Annotated in this window: 21 protein-coding genes and 1 pseudogene; 2 read left to right on the top strand and 20 right to left on the bottom strand. The window is 40.4% G+C overall.

What is annotated here, in order from left to right:
- Window positions 1–135: 135 nt before the first annotated feature.
- The 9 genes from RHS_RS14745 to RHS_RS14705 form a co-directional block, all read right to left on the bottom strand.
- Window positions 136–783, bottom strand: coding sequence for a phosphate propanoyltransferase (locus tag RHS_RS14745; RefSeq protein ID WP_395022499.1), 648 nt, complete (start codon window positions 781–783; stop codon window positions 136–138).
- A 174-nt stretch (window positions 784–957) separates the two neighbouring features.
- Complete coding sequence (locus RHS_RS14740; RefSeq protein WP_027293697.1) at window positions 958–1,233, bottom strand: BMC domain-containing protein; 276 nt, start codon at window positions 1,231–1,233, stop codon at window positions 958–960.
- Window positions 1,234–1,413: 180 nt separating this feature from the next.
- The gene (locus RHS_RS14735) at window positions 1,414–1,710 is read right to left on the bottom strand and encodes a BMC domain-containing protein (RefSeq protein WP_027293696.1); all 297 of its coding nucleotides are present in this window, start codon (window positions 1,708–1,710) and stop codon (window positions 1,414–1,416) included.
- A 38-nt stretch (window positions 1,711–1,748) separates the two neighbouring features.
- Window positions 1,749–2,024 carry a propanediol utilization microcompartment protein PduA gene (gene pduA, locus RHS_RS14730; protein ID WP_027293695.1) on the bottom strand — a complete coding sequence of 92 codons (276 nt, stop codon included), beginning with the start codon at window positions 2,022–2,024 and terminating at the stop codon, window positions 1,749–1,751.
- Between the two features lie 86 nt (window positions 2,025–2,110).
- Window positions 2,111–2,416 (bottom strand): BMC domain-containing protein, encoded by a 306-nt coding sequence (locus RHS_RS14725; RefSeq protein WP_027293694.1) that lies wholly within the window; start codon window positions 2,414–2,416, stop codon window positions 2,111–2,113.
- Between the two features lie 21 nt (window positions 2,417–2,437).
- On the bottom strand, window positions 2,438–3,640 hold the full coding sequence (locus tag RHS_RS14720; protein WP_330572559.1) for a zinc-binding dehydrogenase: 1,203 nt from the start codon (window positions 3,638–3,640) through the stop codon (window positions 2,438–2,440).
- A gap of 18 nt (window positions 3,641–3,658) precedes the next feature.
- A complete protein-coding gene (locus RHS_RS14715; RefSeq protein WP_044292972.1) occupies window positions 3,659–5,071 on the bottom strand; it encodes an aldehyde dehydrogenase family protein in 1,413 nt (470 codons plus the stop codon).
- A 14-nt stretch (window positions 5,072–5,085) separates the two neighbouring features.
- Complete coding sequence (locus RHS_RS14710; RefSeq protein WP_047833590.1) at window positions 5,086–5,895, bottom strand: class II aldolase/adducin family protein; 810 nt, start codon at window positions 5,893–5,895, stop codon at window positions 5,086–5,088.
- Between the two features lie 225 nt (window positions 5,896–6,120).
- The gene (locus tag RHS_RS14705) at window positions 6,121–7,806 is read right to left on the bottom strand and encodes a diguanylate cyclase domain-containing protein (protein WP_044292974.1); all 1,686 of its coding nucleotides are present in this window, start codon (window positions 7,804–7,806) and stop codon (window positions 6,121–6,123) included.
- Window positions 7,807–8,129: 323 nt separating this feature from the next.
- Between RHS_RS14705 and RHS_RS14700 the strand changes: the two are divergent.
- A pseudogene (locus tag RHS_RS14700) lies at window positions 8,130–9,768 on the top strand (ABC-F family ATP-binding cassette domain-containing protein).
- Between the two features lie 106 nt (window positions 9,769–9,874).
- On the opposite strand, the gene RHS_RS31080 reads toward RHS_RS14700, so the two are convergent.
- The 7 genes from RHS_RS31080 to RHS_RS14670 form a co-directional block, all read right to left on the bottom strand.
- Window positions 9,875–10,030 carry a hypothetical protein gene (locus tag RHS_RS31080; RefSeq protein ID WP_156042869.1) on the bottom strand — a complete coding sequence of 52 codons (156 nt, stop codon included), beginning with the start codon at window positions 10,028–10,030 and terminating at the stop codon, window positions 9,875–9,877.
- A 272-nt stretch (window positions 10,031–10,302) separates the two neighbouring features.
- Window positions 10,303–10,911: a manganese catalase family protein gene (locus RHS_RS14695; RefSeq protein WP_044292975.1), complete on the bottom strand. Its 609-nt coding sequence runs from the start codon at window positions 10,909–10,911 to the stop codon at window positions 10,303–10,305.
- On the bottom strand, window positions 10,911–11,207 hold the full coding sequence (locus RHS_RS14690) for a spore coat protein CotJB (RefSeq protein ID WP_044292976.1): 297 nt from the start codon (window positions 11,205–11,207) through the stop codon (window positions 10,911–10,913). The genes RHS_RS14695 and RHS_RS14690 overlap by 1 nt, the downstream gene beginning before the upstream one ends.
- Complete coding sequence (locus tag RHS_RS14685; protein ID WP_044292978.1) at window positions 11,197–11,391, bottom strand: spore coat associated protein CotJA; 195 nt, start codon at window positions 11,389–11,391, stop codon at window positions 11,197–11,199. The genes RHS_RS14690 and RHS_RS14685 overlap by 11 nt, the downstream gene beginning before the upstream one ends.
- A gap of 154 nt (window positions 11,392–11,545) precedes the next feature.
- Complete coding sequence (locus RHS_RS14680; RefSeq protein ID WP_044289308.1) at window positions 11,546–12,139, bottom strand: zinc dependent phospholipase C family protein; 594 nt, start codon at window positions 12,137–12,139, stop codon at window positions 11,546–11,548.
- Between the two features lie 324 nt (window positions 12,140–12,463).
- A complete protein-coding gene (carB, locus tag RHS_RS14675; RefSeq protein WP_044292980.1) occupies window positions 12,464–15,661 on the bottom strand; it encodes a carbamoyl-phosphate synthase large subunit in 3,198 nt (1,065 codons plus the stop codon).
- Window positions 15,661–16,734 (bottom strand): carbamoyl phosphate synthase small subunit, encoded by a 1,074-nt coding sequence (locus RHS_RS14670; protein ID WP_044292982.1) that lies wholly within the window; start codon window positions 16,732–16,734, stop codon window positions 15,661–15,663. The genes carB and RHS_RS14670 overlap by 1 nt, the downstream gene beginning before the upstream one ends.
- Before the next feature lie 503 nt (window positions 16,735–17,237).
- Between RHS_RS14670 and RHS_RS31075 the strand changes: the two genes are divergently transcribed.
- Entirely contained in the window at window positions 17,238–17,414 is a 177-nt protein-coding gene (locus RHS_RS31075; protein ID WP_395022465.1) for a hypothetical protein, read from the top strand.
- Window positions 17,415–17,721: 307 nt separating this feature from the next.
- On the opposite strand, the gene RHS_RS14660 is transcribed toward RHS_RS31075, so the two are convergent.
- The 4 genes from RHS_RS14660 to RHS_RS14645 are packed head-to-tail and all read right to left on the bottom strand — an operon-like array spanning window position 17,722 to window position 20,562.
- On the bottom strand, window positions 17,722–18,435 hold the full coding sequence (locus RHS_RS14660; protein WP_395022463.1) for a DUF554 domain-containing protein: 714 nt from the start codon (window positions 18,433–18,435) through the stop codon (window positions 17,722–17,724).
- 26 nt (window positions 18,436–18,461) lie between these two features.
- A complete protein-coding gene (locus tag RHS_RS14655) occupies window positions 18,462–19,280 on the bottom strand; it encodes a MerR family transcriptional regulator (RefSeq protein ID WP_044292988.1) in 819 nt (272 codons plus the stop codon).
- A complete protein-coding gene (locus RHS_RS14650) occupies window positions 19,277–19,708 on the bottom strand; it encodes a hypothetical protein (protein WP_027293680.1) in 432 nt (143 codons plus the stop codon). Before RHS_RS14650 ends, RHS_RS14655 begins: the two co-directional genes overlap by 4 nt.
- Window positions 19,705–20,562 carry a DUF3990 domain-containing protein gene (locus RHS_RS14645; RefSeq protein ID WP_044289307.1) on the bottom strand — a complete coding sequence of 286 codons (858 nt, stop codon included), beginning with the start codon at window positions 20,560–20,562 and terminating at the stop codon, window positions 19,705–19,707. The genes RHS_RS14650 and RHS_RS14645 overlap by 4 nt, the downstream gene beginning before the upstream one ends.
- Window positions 20,563–20,698 lie beyond the last annotated feature (136 nt).

Below are 20,698 nucleotides of genomic sequence, written 5' to 3'. Positions count from 1 at the left end.
CCGCACTCACTGCGTCATTTGCTGCATCTGCTGCGACATTACTTTATCGGGAATATCCGCTAATTCATACTTTTTCCTCATGCAGTCATCCATAATTATATGGATTTATACGAATGCCGATCGGGTTTCATCGAATTATTTAATTAAAATTCCCTTATCTTTACCGATACCCAAGCCATTTGCTTCATCGGTATCTATATGCATCTCTAATGTAAATGTATTATCTACTCTGATTACAACATCTTCAAAAACACCGCCGCGGCCGCTGTCAAAACGTACTTTAACAACCTGCTTATCTTTTACGCCATATCTGGCTGCATCTGCCGGTGCCATATGAATATGTCTTTTGGCAACAATACATCCTTCTTTCAAATATACAACACCCTTTGGACCAACCATAGCAATTGGTGCGGAGCCTGCAAGATCCCCTGACTGACGAACCGGCGGGTTTAATCCCAGACGTATCGCATCTGTCTTGGCAACTTCAACCTGAGACTGGATTCTCTCCGGTCCCAAAACTCTGACATTTTCAATTGCTCTTAATTTTGTTCCAACGATGGTTACACACTCCTGGGCTGCGAACTGTCCGCCCATAAGTTCTTTTTTCTTATTTAACTGATAGCCCTTACCAAATAAGGTTTCTACATCTTCTCTGCTAAGATGCACATGTCTTGCAGAAATTCCAATAGGAATCTCATCTGCCGGGTTATATACATCAACACTATTTTTTAATTGCTCAGCTACTAACCTTGCAATCTCATCTACTAATTGTTGTTCCTGCATTTTTTCGGTCCCTCTCTTCATGGGGTTATTCAATTCATAGAGCATCCTGGACACAGCTACCATATCCATTATGTTGGATTTCAAAAAATCACTTCCTGACATATAAAGTCAACTGCATGCCTCTTCCCGGGCAATTATCTGTCCGCGAAAAAAGCATGCAATGTCATTTGTTTATTAAAACTGTGGAAGGATCTTTTCTACATCTGTATGAGGTCTTGGGATTACATGAACAGCGATAACTTCGCCTAATCTTCCAGCAGAAGCGCTTCCAGCTTCAACAGCTGCTTTCACTGCTCCAACATCGCCACGAACCATAACACTTACAAGACCGGAACCGATTTTCTCTGTTCCAACTAAAACTACATTAGCTGCTTTTAACATAGCATCTGCTGCTTCGATTGAAGCAATAAGTCCTCTTGTTTCTATCATTCCTAATGCCTGAAGTTCCATTCTGATATCCTCCTTAATTACTGGTTTTGCTGCCGGTGCGGCAGCATTCGCATTTTTGCGGGTTGTTCTTGGTTTTCTTTTTGCAGGAGCTTTCGCAGCTGCAGTTTTTACATTTTTTTCATCGGCCATATCTTTTACCTCGATTTATCCTGAAGTCTTAGAATCTGTTTATAACAGATTTTAATCTTCCTGTAGAAATTTATATTTCTTTCTACTGATTTCTACAAGGTTCATCGTTTCTTCATGTGGATTTGCTATTACTGCAGATGCCACAATATTGCCTACTGCACTTCTCTTTGCAGACTCTATTGCTTCCGTCACCGCAGAAACATTGCCTTGAACGATTATGGTTACCAGTCGTCCGCCTAACTTCTTTTCCCAAGTCAGGAACCTGATATCTGCTGTTTTCAGCATGACATCAAGAGCCTGAATCGCATCCGTAATATTAGGTAATTCAATTAATCCAATTGATTTCATATATCTTTCCTTCTGTTTTCAGGATATTGGAGCACGTTTTAGATGCTTGGTAATATTTTTTCTACGTCTGTGTGAGGTCTTGGGATAACGTGTACTGCTACTAACTCGCCAAGTTTTCCTGCTGCTGCTGCGCCTACTTCTGTAGCTGCTTTAACAGCTCCAACATCTCCACGAACTAAAACTGTTACAAGACCTGATCCGATTTTTTCTGTTCCTACTAACTGAACGTCTGCTGCTTTCACCATAGCGTCAGATGCTTCAATTGCTGCTACTAAACCTCTTGTTTCTACCATTCCTAAAGCTTCCTGTGTCATTATAAAAATCCTCCTTAATTAACCTTGTTGTTGTTTTCCAACATCAGATATTCTTCATTTTATCTACTCTAAACATTTATTCTACACTATATTGCACTTAATCTCAACATCTTTTCAGTATCCTCTGATGGAGCTGGGATAACATATCTCGTTACAACACCTGTAATACTGTTTGCTGCTTCTTCTGCCGCATCCATTGCAGCATTAACATCTGCAACACTGCCTCTGATTTTTAAGCAAGTAATAAGCGGTACCGGTAACGCATCTGCATTTGCAGGTTTGTTCTTGTCGATGGATTCGATCCGGACATTTGCCGCTTTTGCTGCTGCATCCGCTGCCACAAATGCTGCTACGCATCCAAACACTTCTAAAATTCCTGCTGCTTCACGCATGGCCTAACACACCCCTTTCACTTACTCATTGATGATAGCGATCTTAAGACCTTCCATCTTCAGGTTTGTTACATGAGCTTCATTAATTTCACTTAACGGGAACTTATGTGTGATCAGTTTCTTCATTGGAAGTCCGATAGCCTGAGCGCCCTTTAAGAATTCAAATGTAGTTGCGTAATCTCTGAGTGTATATACCCAGGAACCAACGATTGTGATTTCTTTGGAGCAGATATCAAAGTGAGGATTGATTGTTGCATCTCCACCATTGATGAAGAATCCAAGTTCACAAAGTCCGCCGCCGTTACGGATGAATTTGTAGATATTTGCATGAGCGATCGGAGATCCGGTACACTGGAATGCAAAGTCTGCAAGGTATCCGCCAAATGCTGCTTTCACGCCTTCTGCAAGAGCTTCAATTCCTTTGTGGTCTTTGAAGTTTACAGTTTGAGATGCGCCCATTTCTTTTGCGAAATCAAGTCTCTTCTGCTCGCCGTCTACTGCGACGATATTCTGAATTCCCATAGTCTTTAAGATTGAGATACAGATCAAACCGATCGGTCCGCATCCCTGAACAACAACTCTGCTGTTGAATCTTAAGATTCCGGTTGTTTTAGCTCTTTCTACAGCATGGATTAATACTGCACATGGCTCAATTAAGATTCTGGACTCTAAATCCAGTTCACTTACATTAAATACGGTAGAACCTTTACGGATTACCAGGTAGTCTGCAAACCATCCGTTCAGATGAACATCATCATCCGGAAGTAAGCCGTATACATCAGCTCCGCCTACGTTCTGCTTATTTAAATCGAACATTGTAATGTCCGGATCGTCTTTGAAAATCATACAGGTAACAACTTTGTCACCAAGTCCAAGAGATTTGCCTGCGCTGTCTTTTTTCACGTTTTTACCGATTTTAACAATTTCACCGGTTCCTTCATGTCCAAGTACAACAGGAATTAAACCAAATGGATCTCTTTTGAATTCGTGTGCATCTGTACCACAAACGCCGCATCCTTCAACCTTAACCAGGATGTCGTCATCTCCGATTTCAGGAATCGGGAACTCTTTAATATCATAATGCTCTAATGCTGTCAGCATAGCTACTTTTGAAGTTGCCGGAATTGTTCCGGAAGCTTTGCAAGGAGCTGCTGCCGGTGCTGCGCTGCTGGTATTGCCCTGCATTTCAGAAAGCACCTGTTTTACAATTTCTTCTATATTCATTTCCACGTCTATCACTCCTTATCTGATGCAAAGTGCATCGCCCATTACGCATCTTCTGCTCTTAGTAAAGTTTTTAGCGGAGGTTAATCCTTCACCTGTACGGCTGCAGATTGTGAAAGTAGGATATCCTTCTCCTCCAAAACCAAGTGCTGCATAAGATGGGGCATTTTTAACAAAGATCGCGGTGTCGATCATTTTACCAAACTTTGTAAGGTTATTTACATTTGTTGAATGCATATGTGCGGAATGTCTGTTGCCATGTTCTAATTCAAGAGCAATGCCCATACCTTCTTCTACATTCTTTACTCTTACGATACCCAGAATCGGCATCATAAGCTCTTCCCAGATCATAGGATTTGTTTTTTCACCTTCGAATATGATACAACGGATTTCATCGCCAACCGTAACTCCGATTTTGCCAAGAAGAACTTTTGCACTGCGTCCAACGCACTGTCTGTTCAGGGTTCTCTTACCATTGTTTTCAATAAAAACAGTCTGGATCAATTTCTGAACTTCTTCTGCGTTTGCATGATAACATCCAACCTGTTCCATATGGTAGATCAGCTCGTCCGCTATCATATCAACTGCAACAACTTCCTTTTCAGCAATACAAGGCAGGTTATTGTCAAATGTACATCCATTGATGATATCTTCTGCAGCTTTCGGGATATTAGCTGTTTCATCAACTAAAACAGGTGGATTTCCTGCGCCCGCTCCCATTGCTCTCTTACCGGAAGAAAGAACGGTGGTAACTACACCCGGGCCTCCTGTTGCTACTAATAATGAGATATCTTTATGTGAGAAAATCACTTTGCTGACTTCCATAGTCGGTTCTTTTACAGCAACGGCTATATTTTCCGGTCCGCCCACTTCAACACTGGCTCTGTTAATCATATCAATTGCCAGATTTGAAACGTTTTTAGCAGATGGATGTGGTGCAAATACAACTGTGTTTCCTGCTGCGATCATTCCGATAGAATTACATACTACGGTTTCCGTAGGGTTCGTAGACGGACAAACTGCACCGATAACTCCGAACGGTCCCATTTCTACCAGAGTAAGTCCTCTGTCTCCTGACCATGCCACTGTAGACAGATCTTCCGTACCCGGAGTCTTCTCTGCAACCAGCTGGTGTTTCAAAATTTTATGTCCTACATTTCCCATTCCGGTTTCTTCTACACCGAGTTCAGCAAACATTTTTGCATTTTCCAGTGTTTTCTTACGGATATTGGAGATGATCTTTTCACGAAACTCTAATGGCATTGGCTGAATTTCTTTCTGGGCTTCTTTGGCTGCTGCTATCGCATCATTGATATCATCAAATACACCCAGTAATTTTTTAGAAGATCCTGCCGGTTTATCCGCCGTCGTACCCATGCCTTTTAACACGCTTCGAACAATATCTTGAATTTCTTGTTCGTTAATAGCCATTTTGTGGTACCCCCTTATTTCATCTGAGCAAGGATTTTCTTTGTCACTTCTGCAACGATTGCTTCAACGCTAGGTTCGTCAGCTTTTGCTGATCCACAGTTGCAGCCTTCTGCTGAGTGGCATCCGCCGCCGCATTTTCCGCCTAATTCAGCGCAGATATTTGCAGGATGTTTTCCTGGAAGACCCATCTGTCTTCTGATTTCATATAATTTAGCGATCTGCTCTTTGTCAAATTCCTTTGGTCCTCCAAGCATTTTGGATTTGTATAATAACTCTGCGTAGAATTCAACAGATTCCATTTTGTGGTAAGCAGCTAACAGGTCTGTGCTCCATGTTAAAGCTCCGTGGCTTTCCAGTAATACTGCATCATAATATGGTAAGTATTTTTCTACATTGTCTGGAATTTCAACTGTAGAAGGTGTACCGTATTCAGCGATCGGAACGCATCCTAAAGCGATAACTGCTTCCGGCATGATTGGCTGTGTTAAAGGAATACCTGCGATTGCAAAGCTTGTTGCAAATGTAGGATGAGCATGTACTACTGCTCCAACATCCGGTCTTTTTTCGTAAACTCTCATATGCATTTTGATTTCAGATGAAGGTCTGAAGTTTCCGTTTGCCTGAAGAACATTTCCTTTTCCATCTACTTTACAGATAAATTCTGGTGTCATGAATCCTTTAGAAACACCTGTTGGTGTACATAAGAACTCGTTATCGCTTATTTTTACTGAAATGTTACCGTCGTTTGCAGCAACCATATTCCTGTCGTAAATTCTCTTACCGATCTCACAAATTTGTTTTTTGATTTCATATTCATTAGCCATGAAAAAAATCCTCCTTACATGTTTGTTTGTGTTGTTTTATTTTTGGTTTAATTTATTTTAACACGAATGCCACTAAAAATCAACATCTTTCTCAATAATTTTTAAGACAAAAAAAACCCTGTAAAATACAGGGTTTCAGAGGAATTAGCAGATTTTGGGGACAGGGTTTTCTTCACTCCACACAATACCACGCAATCCCAAATCCAAAGATTTGATAAAAATTTATCATTGTATCATGCCGGGCTTATAGAATACATATTGGTTTCTGCCCCGGCGTTTTGCTTCATATAATGCCAGATCTGCCTTTTTGTATAATCCGTCAAAATCTTTTCCATCCTTTGGATAGACGGCAATTCCAAGGCTCCCGGTAATATTATAGGCGCTGCCCGTGGAAAACGCCAGTTTTTGCAGAAGCGTATCCAGGCGTTCCTGTATAACATGTTCATCCGGTACATCTTTTAAGAAAGCTATAAACTCATCGCCTCCCAGACGCCCCAGTATGTCATCTGCCCGCAGGGATTCTTTTAATTTACTGGTTATCACCGACAGCACCCAGTCTCCAAACTGATGTCCCTTGTTGTCGTTTAATTCTTTAAAATGATCAATATCTACCATGATAAAGATGTGTTTGCTGTTTGGCTGGCTTTTATCCAATACATCCGTAACCTGGTCAATGATCGCCCGCCTGTTAAGAACCCCGGTCAGCGGATCACGCCTTGACCGTTCATGAAGTTCCAGGGCTTTGCGTTTTTCTTTGTCAATATCTGTTATCAGTATAAATGCTTTTATGTGATCCGAATAGGGATCGGGCAACATCTGGAGGGATGCCATAACCCAGTATACATTCCCATCCTTTGCATATCGCTGGCATTCCATTTTCATTTCCCGCTTCCCGTTATGGAACTGGCGGATCATTTCACTCCTGCAGAATAACTCTACATAACCCTGCCTGTCCTCCGGCACGATCAGGTTGTCCACAACATATTCTAATGTTTTATCATAGGACACTACTGCATCTTCCGGCAGTATATTATTGATATCGGTCCTGACACTTTCCAGAATATTTTTCGTTATATCACACTCATAATAAGCTACAGCTTTTTCCTGCTGTGACTGATTAAACTGGCTCCATTTCTCATATGCAATTTCTTTTTCCCGCTGTTCACTGATATCTTCAAAAGAAACTACAGCATGCAATGGCATTCCGTCACGGTTATATACCATAGAAAAGGAACATTCATACCAGGTATAATCCCCGGTCTTGTTTCTAAAATGCAGGATTGCAGTTCCCTTAGGCTGGCCTTCCAGCATTCGGTCATAAAAATTTATAAATTCTGTTCTGCTCTCTTTTGCGGGATACGTATCCGCAATACTCTCCGGCAGATTTTCCACTTTGACCGGCAGCCCAAGTTCCAGCGCCGTATCTTCTGACAACACAGCAGCTCGTGTCATGGGATAAAATCGAAACGCGAACCGTTTGGCATGTCCAAGCAGCAGCATTTTCTCTTTTTCTCCCATTTTAAGGACTTCAATAGCCTCCATCCGTTTACTGATATCCAGTACGACACAATTGAAGCAGTCTGCTTCGTGAGGATCAGCCGTACACTTTATCAGACTCCAGAGTACGCTTCCGGATCTATGTATTGCTTTTACTTCTATATCTATATAATCTAATTTCTCTTTCTTACATCTGTCTACTTTCTCTTTTGCCTTCGGCCAGTCAGCCGGATATATGATATTACTAATTGTCGTGAAGCCTGCAGATTCTGCTTCCTGCGGTACGTATCCAAAACTCTTATAAAAGAGGGCATTTGCACTCACAATTGTCAGATCATCATCATTTCTAATTTTGCAGAAACCACATGGGAGATTGTCAATTTCTATGACGTCCTCCTCCCCATTATTCCGCATATCTGATCTCCTCCTGTCAATGGCATATTTTCCAAATCATTTTTTTCATTATAGAACATTTTATCAACAAATACAACTCAATAAATAGCTTGAATTATTCCACTTTTTTTCTATACTGTCTGAATTTGTCGCTTTGTCTGGATTTATAGATTTTTACGCATAATTGCTTAAAGAAATAGTGCAGAATAAGTCATGATCCCCCGAAAAAAGTTGAATGATTTTTTTAAACATATTTCCCCTTGCATTTTTCCAATTTTCGGTTACAATAGAAGGGACTATGCAATATGATTTTTATATAGAAAGATAAAAAGAGGTTCTAGAACATGATAAGTGCAAATAATGTAACACTTCGAATTGGTAAAAAAAGCGTTGTTTGAAGATGTAAACATTAAATTTACAGAGGGAAACTGCTATGGTTTAATCGGTGCCAATGGTGCAGGTAAATCTACATTCTTAAAAATTCTTTCCGGACAGTTAGACACAACAAAGGGTGATATCGTCATTACACCGGGTCAGCGTCTCTCATTCTTACAACAGGATCATTTTAAATATGATGAGTATACCGTTTTGGATACTGTCATTATGGGAAATAAGAGACTGTATGAAATTATGAAAGAAAAAGAAGCCATCTACGCAAAGGAAGATTTCACCGAAGAAGATGGTATCCGGGCAAGTGAACTGGAAGGTGAGTTTGCTGAAATGAATGGATGGGAATCAGAATCCGATGCTGCCCAGTTATTAAACGGACTTGGCATTGAAACAGATCTTCACTATTCTATTATGAAAGATTTAAAAGGTAGTGAAAAAGTTAAGGTACTTCTCGCCCAGGCGTTATTCGGTAATCCTGACATCCTTCTACTGGATGAGCCTACCAACCATTTGGATCTGGATGCAATTGAGTGGCTGGAAGAATTCCTGATCAACTTTGATAATACAGTTATCGTTGTATCCCATGACCGTTATTTCCTGAATAAGGTATGTACCCATACTGCTGATATTGACTATGGTAAGATTCAGCTTTACGCCGGAAATTATGATTTCTGGTACGAATCCAGCCAGCTGCTGATCAAACAGATGAAAGAAGCAAACAAGAAGAAAGAGGACAAGATCAAAGAGTTACAGGATTTTATCTCCCGATTCAGTGCTAATGCTTCAAAATCCAAACAGGCAACTTCCAGAAAACGTGCTTTGGAAAAAATCGAGCTGGATACGATCCGTCCTTCCAGCCGTAAATATCCATATATTGATTTCCGTCCAAGCCGTGATATCGGAAATGAAGTTCTGACTGTCGAGGGTCTTTCAAAGACAATTGAAGGTGTGAAAATTCTGGACAACTTGTCCTTTACATTAAATCACGATGATAAAGTTGCGCTGGTAGGCGGAAACGAACTGGCAAAAACTGTTCTTTTCAAAATTTTAGTTGGTGAAATGGAGCCGGATTCCGGATCTTATAAATGGGGTATCACTACTTCCCAGGCATATTTTCCAAAGGACAGCACCAAAGAATTTGATAATGACTATATAATCGTAGACTGGTTAACACAGTATTCCGAAATCAAAGATGCTACTTATGTGCGTGGATTCCTTGGACGTATGCTTTTTGCCGGCGATGACGGCGTGAAAAAAGTAAAGGTATTATCCGGTGGTGAAAAGGTTCGCTGCCTGTTATCCAAGATGATGATCTCAGGTGCTAACGTATTAATCCTGGACGAACCAACCAACCATTTGGATATGGAATCTATCACAGCATTAAATAACGGTTTGATTAAATTCCCAGGAGCAATTATGTTCGCATCCCATGACCATCAGATCGTACAGACCACTGCTAACCGTATCATGGAGATCATGCCGGGTGGTGCACTGATCGATAAGATCACTACTTACGACGAATATCTTGCAAGTGATGAAATGGCCAGAAAACGTCAGGTATACTCCACAGAGGGCGATTTAGACGATAATTAAATACTAATTTTAAAAAAGAGGCTGATAAAAAATCAGTCTCTTTTTCTACCAGCCGCCAGTTTCTTTCATGATTTGTATTCGGTCTGTATCTGTTCTTCATATTTCGTTATCTTTGTATTTTCGCATTCTGCATCACAATATTTACTTCCGCTTCCATTTCCGTTACCGGTTCCATCTCTTTAGCCGTCTTTAGTTGTGTACAGGCTGTGACATTGCACAATACCATTAACAAGAAACCCATTATTACGATTTTCTTCTTCATCTTCATCCCTCCAGAAAATTACAAACAAGTTTACATGTTCTTCTCCAAATATTATAAGCAGCAATTGGAAAATCTGTCTGTAGGTTCAGGTAAAGAATTTGTAAAATTTGAAACTGCACGATTGGTATCTATTTATATTTTAATTGTATGTATGATTTGATGTTATGTCAAGTAATATTGGATTTTTATGGGTTGGATTTTTTATGGGTTGAATTTACTGTATCCCGGAAAAAAAGGACAAAGCACCCCTTTGTCCTTTCTCCCTCCCCTATTTAATGAACAGGAAATTTATCAAACTCCGGATTCGTAAAATAATAATTATTGGAATCCATTTTTTCTTTTGTCTTCTCCAGTGCCTCTCCAAATCTCTGGAAATGCACTACTTCCCTTGCTCTGAGAAACTGGATCGGTTCTCGGATCTCCGGATTTTGTACCAGTCTCAGAATATTGTCATAAGTTGTTCTGGCTTTTTGTTCTGCTGCCAGATCTTCGAATAGATCGGTAATCGCATCTCCTTTTGATTGAAACTCACATGCGTTAAAAGGAATTCCGCCGGCTGCCTGTGGCCAGAGAGCGGTGGTATGGTCAATATAATAAGCATCAAACCCCGATGTTTTCGCTTCATCTATGGTAAGATTTTTTGTTAACTGGTAAATCATAGCACATATAATTTCCAGATGTGCCAGTTCTTCCGTTCCAATATCGGTTAATAATCCGGCAACTTCTTTGCATGGCATCGTGTAACGCTGGGACAGATACCGCATAGATGCTGCCAGTTCTCCGTCCGGACCGCCAAACTGGCTGATGATCAATTGTGCTGTTTTGGGGCACGTCTGGGTTATTTTTACCGGATACTGTAATCTTTTTTCATAAGTCCACATTACTCTAGACCCCCTTCCCATGGTGTTCTTCCATCTACCCAGGTAAAATGACGTTGTCCATCATAAGAACACTCTGATTTTGCCTCATGAATTCCTTCTGCCTTAACGCAGTCAATGGTCAGGGGCTCAAATTTAGATTCAAACGCTTCCATCAGGGCTTTTCTTTTCCCAAGATATTCACCAAACAGGTCTAATGCCTGGACATCTGTCGGATGAGTATCCAGATATAATGTTAAATCATTGACACAAAAACTGACCGCATCCAATTCATTTAACAATGCATTCCTATCTTCCATCGTTTCCACCTCCTACATAAAAAGGCAGATCCAGATCACGGAATATAGTTCCACGCTTCAGAGCCTCCTGTGGTTCGTATACTGCTCCAAATGTCTGCCTGGGTACGGTAGCCATTGCCAAAATGCAGGTACAGCTTTGTGAAAAACAAGCAGATTTCCCATCCTGATTGCAAGAACATTCCATAACTTCATTCTCCTTTCAGATTTTCATGATAACTTTAATTTAGTCATCATTTTTATTATGTCTGAATTTGTCGATTTTAAGATAGGGATTTCTTGTAGAAATGTCATAAAATGCAAAAAAAGCAAAGACACTGAAGTCTTTACTTTTCCTATTTTTATGCGATTGCATAATTACGTGCTAATTGACCGACTCTTATATTCAACAACTGTACAATCGATACCACAACCTGCTGGCAAAGAGATATAATGTATTTCACATCCTCTTCTACGGAACGCTTAAATTTCAGATATTCCTGATGTGAAGTTTCAATAAAATGGAATAAAGCTTCTACTGTTTTGAAAGTTTTCATTTCTTTCTGCTGTCTTAACGCTTCTCCACTTTTGATATATTCTTTTAAATGTTTTTTCAAATGTTTTTCGTAAATGCAGTGATCTTTCAAATTCCCATCATAAGTATCATTATGGGGAAAAGTAAAATAGTCAGCAACGTAATGGATTACTTCTCCAAGACGTCTCCAGTATACACGCTCGTTTCTTCCAAATATATCACAATCTTCTGTTAAATTACGGATATCCTCACGTACCTGATCAAAAGTTCCAAAAAACTCATGTTTCTTAGTCAAAAAAGAAGGCTTACAATCTGGAAGTATACTTCCCAAATAAAATGCTTTCTTATGGTTATCAAGCTCCTGGGTGTTCAGATTATTAACAATATATCTCGCAACTGAGATATGAGATTTTTTTCTCAATGGATTGGCCTCCTGGCTTTTGCTTAACCTTTTTTGCTACCTTTCTCATTGTAGCCTTTTCAAAGTAAAAAAGCAAGTGAAAATTTAGTGAAAAGCATAACACATTTTAACAATCTTGTTAGATTATTCTTATGCATTATCAACAAGCAAAAAATATTCATAAAAACAATTAGATAAATCATGCATGCTTTTTCATTTTAATTTGGATGTTATTAACAGTACCATATTTTTCATTAGTAAATATTTCTAACAAATTTAAAAAAGTCTGGATACTATTTTCAGGAAACACCCGTTTTTCATATCCAGACTTTTCTTTATCAAATTTTAAACAGTCGCTATATCAATTAATGTAAGCTTTTCTATATCAGTATTTTCAAGACTGGTTATCAAAGCCTCTGCCGTATCCAGAGAAGTCAGGACATTTACGCCGGTTTCAATGGCATTACGTCGAATCAGGAAACCATCCTTCGCACGTTCCACCCCTGGTGATGGAGTATCAATAACCAGGTCGATTTCATGTCCCAGAATCAAATCCAATAAGTTTGGCGATTCCTGTTCAATCTTATTAATTCGAATTGCATGTACGCCATTTTCATTTAATTTTTTGGCAGTACTTCTGGTTGCGTATATTTTATAACCGATTGCTTCAAATCTTCTTCCAATCTCTACCGCATCTTCTTTATCTGCATCCTTCACTGTCATAATCATATTCTTATATTTCGGAAGATTTATGCCTGCGCCAAGGAAAGCTTTGTAAAGGGCTTCATCGAAAGTTTTCGCAATACCCAGACATTCACCTGTGGATTTCATTTCCGGACCAAGGCTGATATCGGCACCGCGGATTTTTTCAAATGAAAATACCGGCATCTTAATTGCAATATAGTCCGCTTCCGGCTGTACTCCGGGTGTATAACCCAGATCTTTTATTTTAGAACCTAAAATTACTTTCGTAGCAAGGGTCACAATTGGAATTCCGGTAACCTTGCTGATATAAGGAACGGTACGGCTGGAACGGGGATTTACTTCAATTACATACACATCTTCCTGGCATACGATGAACTGGATATTAATTAATCCGATTACATGAAGTGACTGCGCCAGCTTTTTGGTATAATCTTCGATCTTAGCCTTTACCTTTGCATCCAGGCTCTGTGCCGGATATACAGAAATACTGTCACCGGAATGAATGCCTGCTCTTTCAATATGCTCCATGATTCCAGGGATTAAGATGTCGTCTCCATCACATACCGCATCTACTTCGATTTCTTTACCAACCAGATATTTATCTACCAGAATCGGATGTTCCTGTGCAATTCGGTTGATAATTCCGATAAACTCATCTACATCTTCATCATTAATTGCTATCTGCATTCCCTGTCCGCCCAATACGTAAGAAGGTCTTACCAGTACGGGATAACCCAGTTCATTTGCTACTTTCTTCGCTTCTTCTGCCGTAAATACGGTATGTCCTGCCGGCCTTGGAATCTGGCATTCCTCCAGAATCTTGTCAAACAGTTCCCTGTCTTCTGCCGCATCTACATTTTCTGCGGAAGTTCCTAAAATCGGAACACCCATCTTCATCAGCGCTTCCGTGAGCTTAATCGCAGTCTGACCGCCAAACTGCACCACTGCTCCGTCCGGTTTTTCAAAGCGAACAATATTTTCCACATCTTCCGGTGTAAGCGGTTCAAAATACAGTTTATCTGCAATATCAAAATCGGTACTTACCGTTTCCGGATTATTATTTACAATAATAGTCTCATAACCTTCATTTGAAAATGCCCAGGTACAATGTACGGAACAGAAGTCAAATTCAATCCCCTGTCCAATTCGAATAGGACCGGAACCTAATACCAGTACCTTTTTACGGTCTTTGGTTTCGATTGCTTCATTTTCACTTCCGAATACAGAGTAATAATAAGGTGTGGTTGCCGCGAATTCTGCTGCACAGGTATCTACCATCTTGTATGCTGCAACAATTCCGTTATCATAACGCATATCGCGGATTTCTTTCTCTGTTTTTCCGGTAAGTGCTGCAATTACATTATCCGGGAATTCAATGCGCTTCGCTTCTTCCAGTAATTCTTTTGTTAATTCCTGTCCCTTAAGCGCCTGTTCCATTTCCACTAAAATTGCAAGTTTATCAATAAACCATATATCGATCTTGGTTATATCATGAATCACTTCATAAGATACGCCCTGGCGGATTGCTTCTGCGATAACCCAGATTCTTCTGTCATCAATTTTCCCAAGCTGCTTTAACAGGTCATCCCCATGTAGATTTGAGAAATCATAAGACATTAAACTGTCCACATGCTGTTCCAGTGAGCGGATCGCTTTCATAAGTGCACCTTCAAAATTATTGCAGATGCTCATTACTTCTCCGGTTGCTTTCATCTGTGTAGTAAGTGTTCTCTTTGCACTGATGAATTTATCAAATGGAAGTCTGGGTATTTTTACAACACAATAGTCCAGCATCGGCTCAAAGCTTGCATATGTCTTTCCGGTTATGGCATTTTTAATTTCATCCAGCGTATAGCCAACTGCGATTTTAGCAGCAACCTTTGCAATTGGGTAACCGGTTGCTTTGGATGCCAAAGCAGATGAACGGCTTACTCGTGGGTTTACTTCGATAACACAATATTCAAAACTGGTTGGATGCAGTGCATACTGAACGTTGCAGCCTCCGGTGATTTTAAGCTCACTGATGATATTCAGTGCAGAGGTACGAAGCATCTGATATTCTTTATCTCCCAGCGTCTGTGACGGTGCCACTACAATACTGTCTCCGGTGTGAACGCCTACGGGATCAAGATTTTCCATATTACAAACTGTAATTACGTTTCCTGCGCTGTCACGCATTACTTCGTATTCGATTTCTTTCCATCCGGAGATACAGCGTTCTACCAGAACCTGTCCCACACGGCTTAAACGAAGTCCGTTACCAAGGATTTCAACCAGTTCTTCTTCGTTGTGGGCAATGCCGCCGCCGCTGCCGCCCAGGGTATATGCAGGTCTTAATACGATTGGATATCCAATAGTATTCGTAAATGCGATACCGTCTTCAATATTTTCTACAACCTTGGAAGCTGCAACCGGCTCTCCTATTTTTTCCATGGTACTCTTAAATTCCAGACGGTCTTCTGCTTTCTTAATGGTCATGGAAGTGGTACCAATTAATTTTACATTGTTCTTTTCAAAGAAGCCCTCTTCATCCAGCTCCATCGCCAGATTCAGTCCCGCCTGTCCGCCAAGGGTAGGAAGCACGCTGTCCGGTCTTTCTTTTAAAATCAGCTGCTTTACAACTTCTGTTGTCAGTGGTTCAATATATACTTTATCCGCAATCTGCTTATCTGTCATAATCGTAGCCGGATTAGAATTCAGCAATACAACTTCTAAGCCTTCTTCCTTCAGAGAGCGGCAGGCCTGTGTACCTGCATAGTCAAATTCTGCTGCCTGTCCAATGATAATCGGACCGGAACCAATTACTAATACTTTTTTTATCTCAGGATTTTTTGGCATTATTTTGTCACCTCCATCATTTTCATAAACCGGTCAAATAAGTATCCGGAATCTAACGGTCCCGGACAAGCTTCCGGATGGAACTGTACGGTAAAAATATTCTTACCTGTATATGCCAGCCCTTCATTTGTTTCATCATTTACATTTACAAAAGCAGGTGTAGCAACAGCCGGATCCAGATTGTCCGTATCTACTACATAACCATGATTCTGTGAAGAGATGTAAACTCTTCCTGTAGACAGGTCTTTAACCGGATGATTGCCTCCACGATGTCCATATTTCATTTTATGAGTATCTGCACCTGTAGCCAGTGCCATTAACTGATGTCCAAGACAGATTGCGAAAATCGGAATCTCAGAGTCATATAACTTCTTGATTTCTTCGATAATAGAAGTACACTCTTTGGGATCTCCAGGTCCATTGGAAAGCATGATGCCATCCGGATTGGATGCGATAATTTCCTCAGCAGTAGTCAGCGCCGGATAAACCGTCACTTCACATCCCAGCTGATTCAAAGAACGTGCAATATTTCTTTTAGCTCCTAAATCTAACAGGGCAACTTTCGGGCCATTCCCTTCCAGTACATATTTTTCCTTACAGGAAACCTTTTCCACTACTTTTCCAGTGGTATATGCTTTTAGTTTCGGAATAATTTCTTCTATCATATAATGCTCGTTTGTGGTTATCATCCCGTTCATGGTACCCTTTTCACGAAGGATCTTCGTGAGCGCTCTGGTATCAATTCCTGCAATACCGGGTATATCATGCTTTTTCAGAAATTCCTGAATCGTACCTTCACTTCTGAAGTTACTTGGGATTCTGGATAACTCACGCACGATGTAACCGTCCGGCCATGGCCTTGCAGATTCCATATCCTCATGGCAGATACCATAATTACCAATCAGCGGATAGGTCATTACCACTGCCTGTCCTGCATAAGAAGGATCTGTCAGAACCTCCAGATATCCTGTCATGGATGTATTAAATACGATCTCACTGATAATCTCCTTCTCGGCTCCGATACTGGTTCCGGTAAATACAGTGCCATCTTCTAGTATTAGAAAAGCTTTCATATGCCACCTTGCCCTTTCTTTTTCTTTTATTTATAGTAACCATTTTGTACGAACCATAACCCTTATTTCCAAAGCAATCTGTTCAAGAAAACCTTGAAAAAATACTTAAGTTCCTATCTTCGCGCAAAAAAAAAGAGAACGCCACTAAAATCTCAGGCTCCTATAGCCGCAAAATTTTGCCATGCGCTCCCCCTCGAGTCAAACTTTGAAGTCTGAATCCAAATTCAGGCTTCTTTGTATCACCACACTATAGGTTCTCAAATTGTTAAGATTCTACCATATCTTACGACACATTTCAACCTTTTTTTTGAGAAATTTTTGGAATTATTTTTTTGAAATCATTCGTATCTCTGTTTTAGCCTGAAGCTATACCGCTTTTTATACAAGATTGGTATGATTTCCGCTTATGAATTTATAAAAATTTCACTTGATTAATGAGGGGGATCTGCGTTAAACTATAACTGTAGATTTAAAACATAACAAAGTAGAAAGGAGTGTCGATTATGGCAACAGTATCTTTTACAACACCACGTGTAATACGTAATGATCAGGAAGCAGAGGCTTTGATAAAGGCTTTGGAGGAATCGGCTGCAAATCCGGTTACAGCAATTCCAACTTCAAATCTAATTCAAAAATCTGAAGAAGGCTGGGAATTTTTACGAAACTTTTTGTCAAAGTAAAAGATCTGATATGTTCTCAAATTCAAAAGATTTATCTGCATATCTCATTGGGCAAATCTCCAAAAATTTTAAATATTCACAATATCTGACGTTTATATCTATAAACGAAATATTAAATGCTGCTCAAACTATCATCCTCCCAAGCCACAAAAACATAGGCGGCCGCTTTATCTTTCTCGATTGTAAAAAAGAGAATTCTAAAGTAGCCGCCCTCTACGAAAGCAATGGATTCAAGTCTTATCAGGAAATCACCATGTCCGATGGCAGTACCTATCTTCAGATGGTTAAAATCTTCTAATAAATTTCATTATCCTAAAAGTAACCCTTTTATCAAAAACCAGACAGGCGGTACAAGCAGCGCCGGGAGCATGTTCAATGTTTTACAGTCTTTTATTTTTAGAATAGAAAGTCCTGAACTGGCAATCAGAAAACCTCCAACAATAGAAATCTCCGTCAAAAGTTCCGGTGTTAAAAAACCGCTTAAAAGTCCTGCCCCCAGATAAATACTTCCCTGCCATACAAACAATACCCCTGCTGTTATCGCCATCCCGATTCCATAAGTGGAAGCAAGAACCATAGAGGTCACAAAATCTAATGCAGCATTTGTAAATAAATAAGTATTGTCCCCATGAAGTGCACTTTCCATAGGTCCCAAAATTGACAACGTACCAATGCAGAATAATAAAATTCCGGTAGCCAGCCCCTGCCCCAGATTACTGCTTGAAAATTTACTGGTTAACAGCGCAAACCGTCTGTCTATGCCGAGCATCGTGCCAAGCAGGCTGCCAATTGCCAGACTGAAAATAAACAATACCGGGAACTGGCTTTTAGGCATGTTCTGTACGATTGCATTGATGCCAAGTCCTGCTGCAGCCAGACCCATTGCGTTAAAAAGTGCCCCCTGATATTCTACTTTAATTCCCTTCTTAACCAGACTCCCAATCAGACTTCCAGCCAGAATCGTTCCTGTATTTACAATCGTTCCAATCATAACAAATTTATCCTCCTCATACAGACTCAAATATAAACCCTCCAGTAGATAGAGGGTCAAGTAATTTTGTATGGAATCTGCAATTCAGTTACAAATCTGGAGGAATCATTTGTCATCCCCGCATCAATCAGGGTTATTTCAACGGAATCTCCATCCGGTTCATACCCCTGCTGCTCCATATAAGACAGTAATTCAAGATAATATCTCTCCGCTGCCTGATGGGTTCCCTGAAAACGGATAGACAGATAATCCGCTTCTTTTAAAAACACGGTGTCGCCCCGGTATTCATCCTCTTGTTCCAGCAACACAAAAATCCCGGAAAACTTATCAAATCTGCGTTTCAGCAAATCTTCCCGGGATACAGAAACTCCTACCTTTCCAAGAAACATTACCGCATTTAATTTATTGTTACGCTCCAGTTCACGGATTGGATATTCCAGATCCTCACCTACCGGGATCTCTTTTCTGAGATATGCTGCTTTTCTTAACGGTATTCGCTTTTCCATTATCCGGTCATACACTGTTTCCACTGCATCCTGAATCTGAGTCAGCCTTCTCTTCAGCTTTTTCTCCACCAGATCCAATTCGCGTTTTCTGGATGCAATTTCATCCTGCTGCACTTTTAAGATATAAACCATCTGGTCAATATCCTTATTTCCAAAAAAATCTGCGATTTTCCCGATCGGCATATTGAGTGCCCTGAGATACTTTATGGTATTCAGCCGTTCAAACTGTCTGGTAGAATAGTACCGATATCCGGTAGCTGAATCTGTCAGCTCCGGTTTTAAAAGTCCAATCCCATCGTAATACCGCAAGGTACGTATATTAACATCAAATAATTTTGCAACTTCTCCAATTGTAAATAATTCTTTCATAAATGTTGTCTCTGCCTGTATAATTCTTTTAGGTCTTCTATTGCCATTCCCATATCCAATATATGAAAACCAAAATAAATTTCATTCATTATCTGTGCATCCGCCTGCTCAAAGATATCACGGCTCTTCTCTCCGGTCATAAAATGCCAGCACCGGTACAGATAACCGCTCCAATACATCACTTCATTGGTATATTTATTGCCAGCCCCTTTCAGTCCCCGGGCTTCCTGTGCCAGCAGTTCCAACAGGTAAGCTTCTCCCGCCCACTGCAGTCTGTCGTAATCCTCATCTAATCCTGCCGCTGCACTGCTATTCATAAAAACTTTTATAAAATCAGGGCTGTCATATCCCATTTTTAAAGAAAGTTCAAATAATCGCCCTTGTACATTACAGATCTGGTGTTCCATCAAACTTAACTTTCTCCTCATATACGGCTGCCCCCATTCAGTATTTCATCAAAATAGCGGCCTTCCCTGCGATATTTTCTGCAGATTTCCTCCGCCCTGGTGATTTCGCCGGCACGGTTTGCTTCGCACATTTTCCTGGAATAAGCTCTTTCCTTTTCACCAATAGGAAGATTTTCAATGATCCGAATCTGCTTACAGGCGCGTTCGCTGACGGCTGCATACTGCTTATCTGCCTTAAGCGCACTCAGACTGTTCATCAATGCCACATCTGTAATCTCGCAGGAGAAAAAACGTTCCAGAACAACAAACATTCTGTCACTCACAACGTATCCGCTTATCATATCACAATCTTTTGCAATATTTTTAAACTTTTCATAATAAGGAGTTCCCTTCATGTCCTCCATTCTTCCTCTGTTTAAAGCAATCAGCATGGCCCAGTCAATACTTACCTCTAAATTCAATATCTTTAACCCCGTAAGATCTACTTTTACGGTATACATCCTTGCCTCCGGAAAATTGCAGATGAGTGACATTGGCTGACTCTGATTTGTCCCCATATAAAAACCTTTGCCGAAATCACAAAACTCACTGCTGATTGGGCGTACGGCTCCCTGAATCCCTCTTTTTGAACCATGATATAACATCAGGCTTTTTTCCGAAGTAATCACCACTGCATCCTTTTGCAGTTCATCAAAATCAATAAGATTATCCCGGCAAATCATACGAAGGCTGTTAATCGCCACTGCTGTCGGCTCACAATGTCCATTTTCCCAGCGATTCACCGTGGCAAAGCTGACGCCCAGTACTTTTGCAAGCTGAGTCTGGCTAAGCCCGGCACGCTTACGAATTTCCTTTACCATCTCAGAACTTTTCATATCCGCCCTCCACCTTGGAACATGTCCTAAAATGATTATACCCGTCTAACCACTCCGCTGCGTATGCTGCAATCGTGCAATTTCAGGAATGCAGCACCGCTACGCTCCTGAAATTACACGGTTACATCCCACACAC

The organism is Robinsoniella sp. RHS (genome assembly GCF_001029355.1).
Classification (GTDB): Bacteria; Bacillota; Clostridia; order Lachnospirales; family Lachnospiraceae; genus Robinsoniella; species Robinsoniella peoriensis.
The sequence above is the reverse complement of the archived record's forward strand: the minus strand, read 5'-3'. Positions and strand labels throughout refer to the sequence as shown.

What these genes read in the sequence shown, in the direction of transcription:
- RHS_RS14745 (WP_395022499.1), bottom strand. Translation starts at nt 783, where the DNA reads ATGCAGGAACAACAATTAGTAGATGAGATTGCAAGGTTAGTAGCTGAG.
- RHS_RS14740 (WP_027293697.1), bottom strand. Translation starts at nt 1,233, where the DNA reads ATGGAACTTCAGGCATTAGGAATGATAGAAACAAGAGGACTTATTGCT.
- RHS_RS14735 (WP_027293696.1), bottom strand. Translation starts at nt 1,710, where the DNA reads ATGAAATCAATTGGATTAATTGAATTACCTAATATTACGGATGCGATT.
- pduA (WP_027293695.1), bottom strand. Translation starts at nt 2,024, where the DNA reads ATGACACAGGAAGCTTTAGGAATGGTAGAAACAAGAGGTTTAGTAGCA.
- RHS_RS14725 (WP_027293694.1), bottom strand. Translation starts at nt 2,416, where the DNA reads ATGCGTGAAGCAGCAGGAATTTTAGAAGTGTTTGGATGCGTAGCAGCA.
- RHS_RS14720 (WP_330572559.1), bottom strand. Translation starts at nt 3,640, where the DNA reads ATGAATATAGAAGAAATTGTAAAACAGGTGCTTTCTGAAATGCAGGGC.
- RHS_RS14715 (WP_044292972.1), bottom strand. Translation starts at nt 5,071, where the DNA reads ATGGCTATTAACGAACAAGAAATTCAAGATATTGTTCGAAGCGTGTTA.
- RHS_RS14710 (WP_047833590.1), bottom strand. Translation starts at nt 5,895, where the DNA reads ATGGCTAATGAATATGAAATCAAAAAACAAATTTGTGAGATCGGTAAG.
- RHS_RS14705 (WP_044292974.1), bottom strand. Translation starts at nt 7,806, where the DNA reads ATGCGGAATAATGGGGAGGAGGACGTCATAGAAATTGACAATCTCCCA.
- RHS_RS31080 (WP_156042869.1), bottom strand. Translation starts at nt 10,030, where the DNA reads ATGAAGAAGAAAATCGTAATAATGGGTTTCTTGTTAATGGTATTGTGC.
- RHS_RS14695 (WP_044292975.1), bottom strand. Translation starts at nt 10,911, where the DNA reads ATGTGGACTTATGAAAAAAGATTACAGTATCCGGTAAAAATAACCCAG.
- RHS_RS14690 (WP_044292976.1), bottom strand. Translation starts at nt 11,207, where the DNA reads ATGGAAGATAGGAATGCATTGTTAAATGAATTGGATGCGGTCAGTTTT.
- RHS_RS14685 (WP_044292978.1), bottom strand. Translation starts at nt 11,391, where the DNA reads ATGGAATGTTCTTGCAATCAGGATGGGAAATCTGCTTGTTTTTCACAA.
- carB (WP_044292980.1), bottom strand. Translation starts at nt 15,661, where the DNA reads ATGCCAAAAAATCCTGAGATAAAAAAAGTATTAGTAATTGGTTCCGGT.
- RHS_RS14670 (WP_044292982.1), bottom strand. Translation starts at nt 16,734, where the DNA reads ATGAAAGCTTTTCTAATACTAGAAGATGGCACTGTATTTACCGGAACC.
- RHS_RS31075 (WP_395022465.1), top strand. Translation starts at nt 17,238, where the DNA reads ATGGCAACAGTATCTTTTACAACACCACGTGTAATACGTAATGATCAG.
- RHS_RS14655 (WP_044292988.1), bottom strand. Translation starts at nt 19,280, where the DNA reads ATGAAAGAATTATTTACAATTGGAGAAGTTGCAAAATTATTTGATGTT.
- RHS_RS14650 (WP_027293680.1), bottom strand. Translation starts at nt 19,708, where the DNA reads ATGAGGAGAAAGTTAAGTTTGATGGAACACCAGATCTGTAATGTACAA.
- RHS_RS14645 (WP_044289307.1), bottom strand. Translation starts at nt 20,562, where the DNA reads ATGAAAAGTTCTGAGATGGTAAAGGAAATTCGTAAGCGTGCCGGGCTT.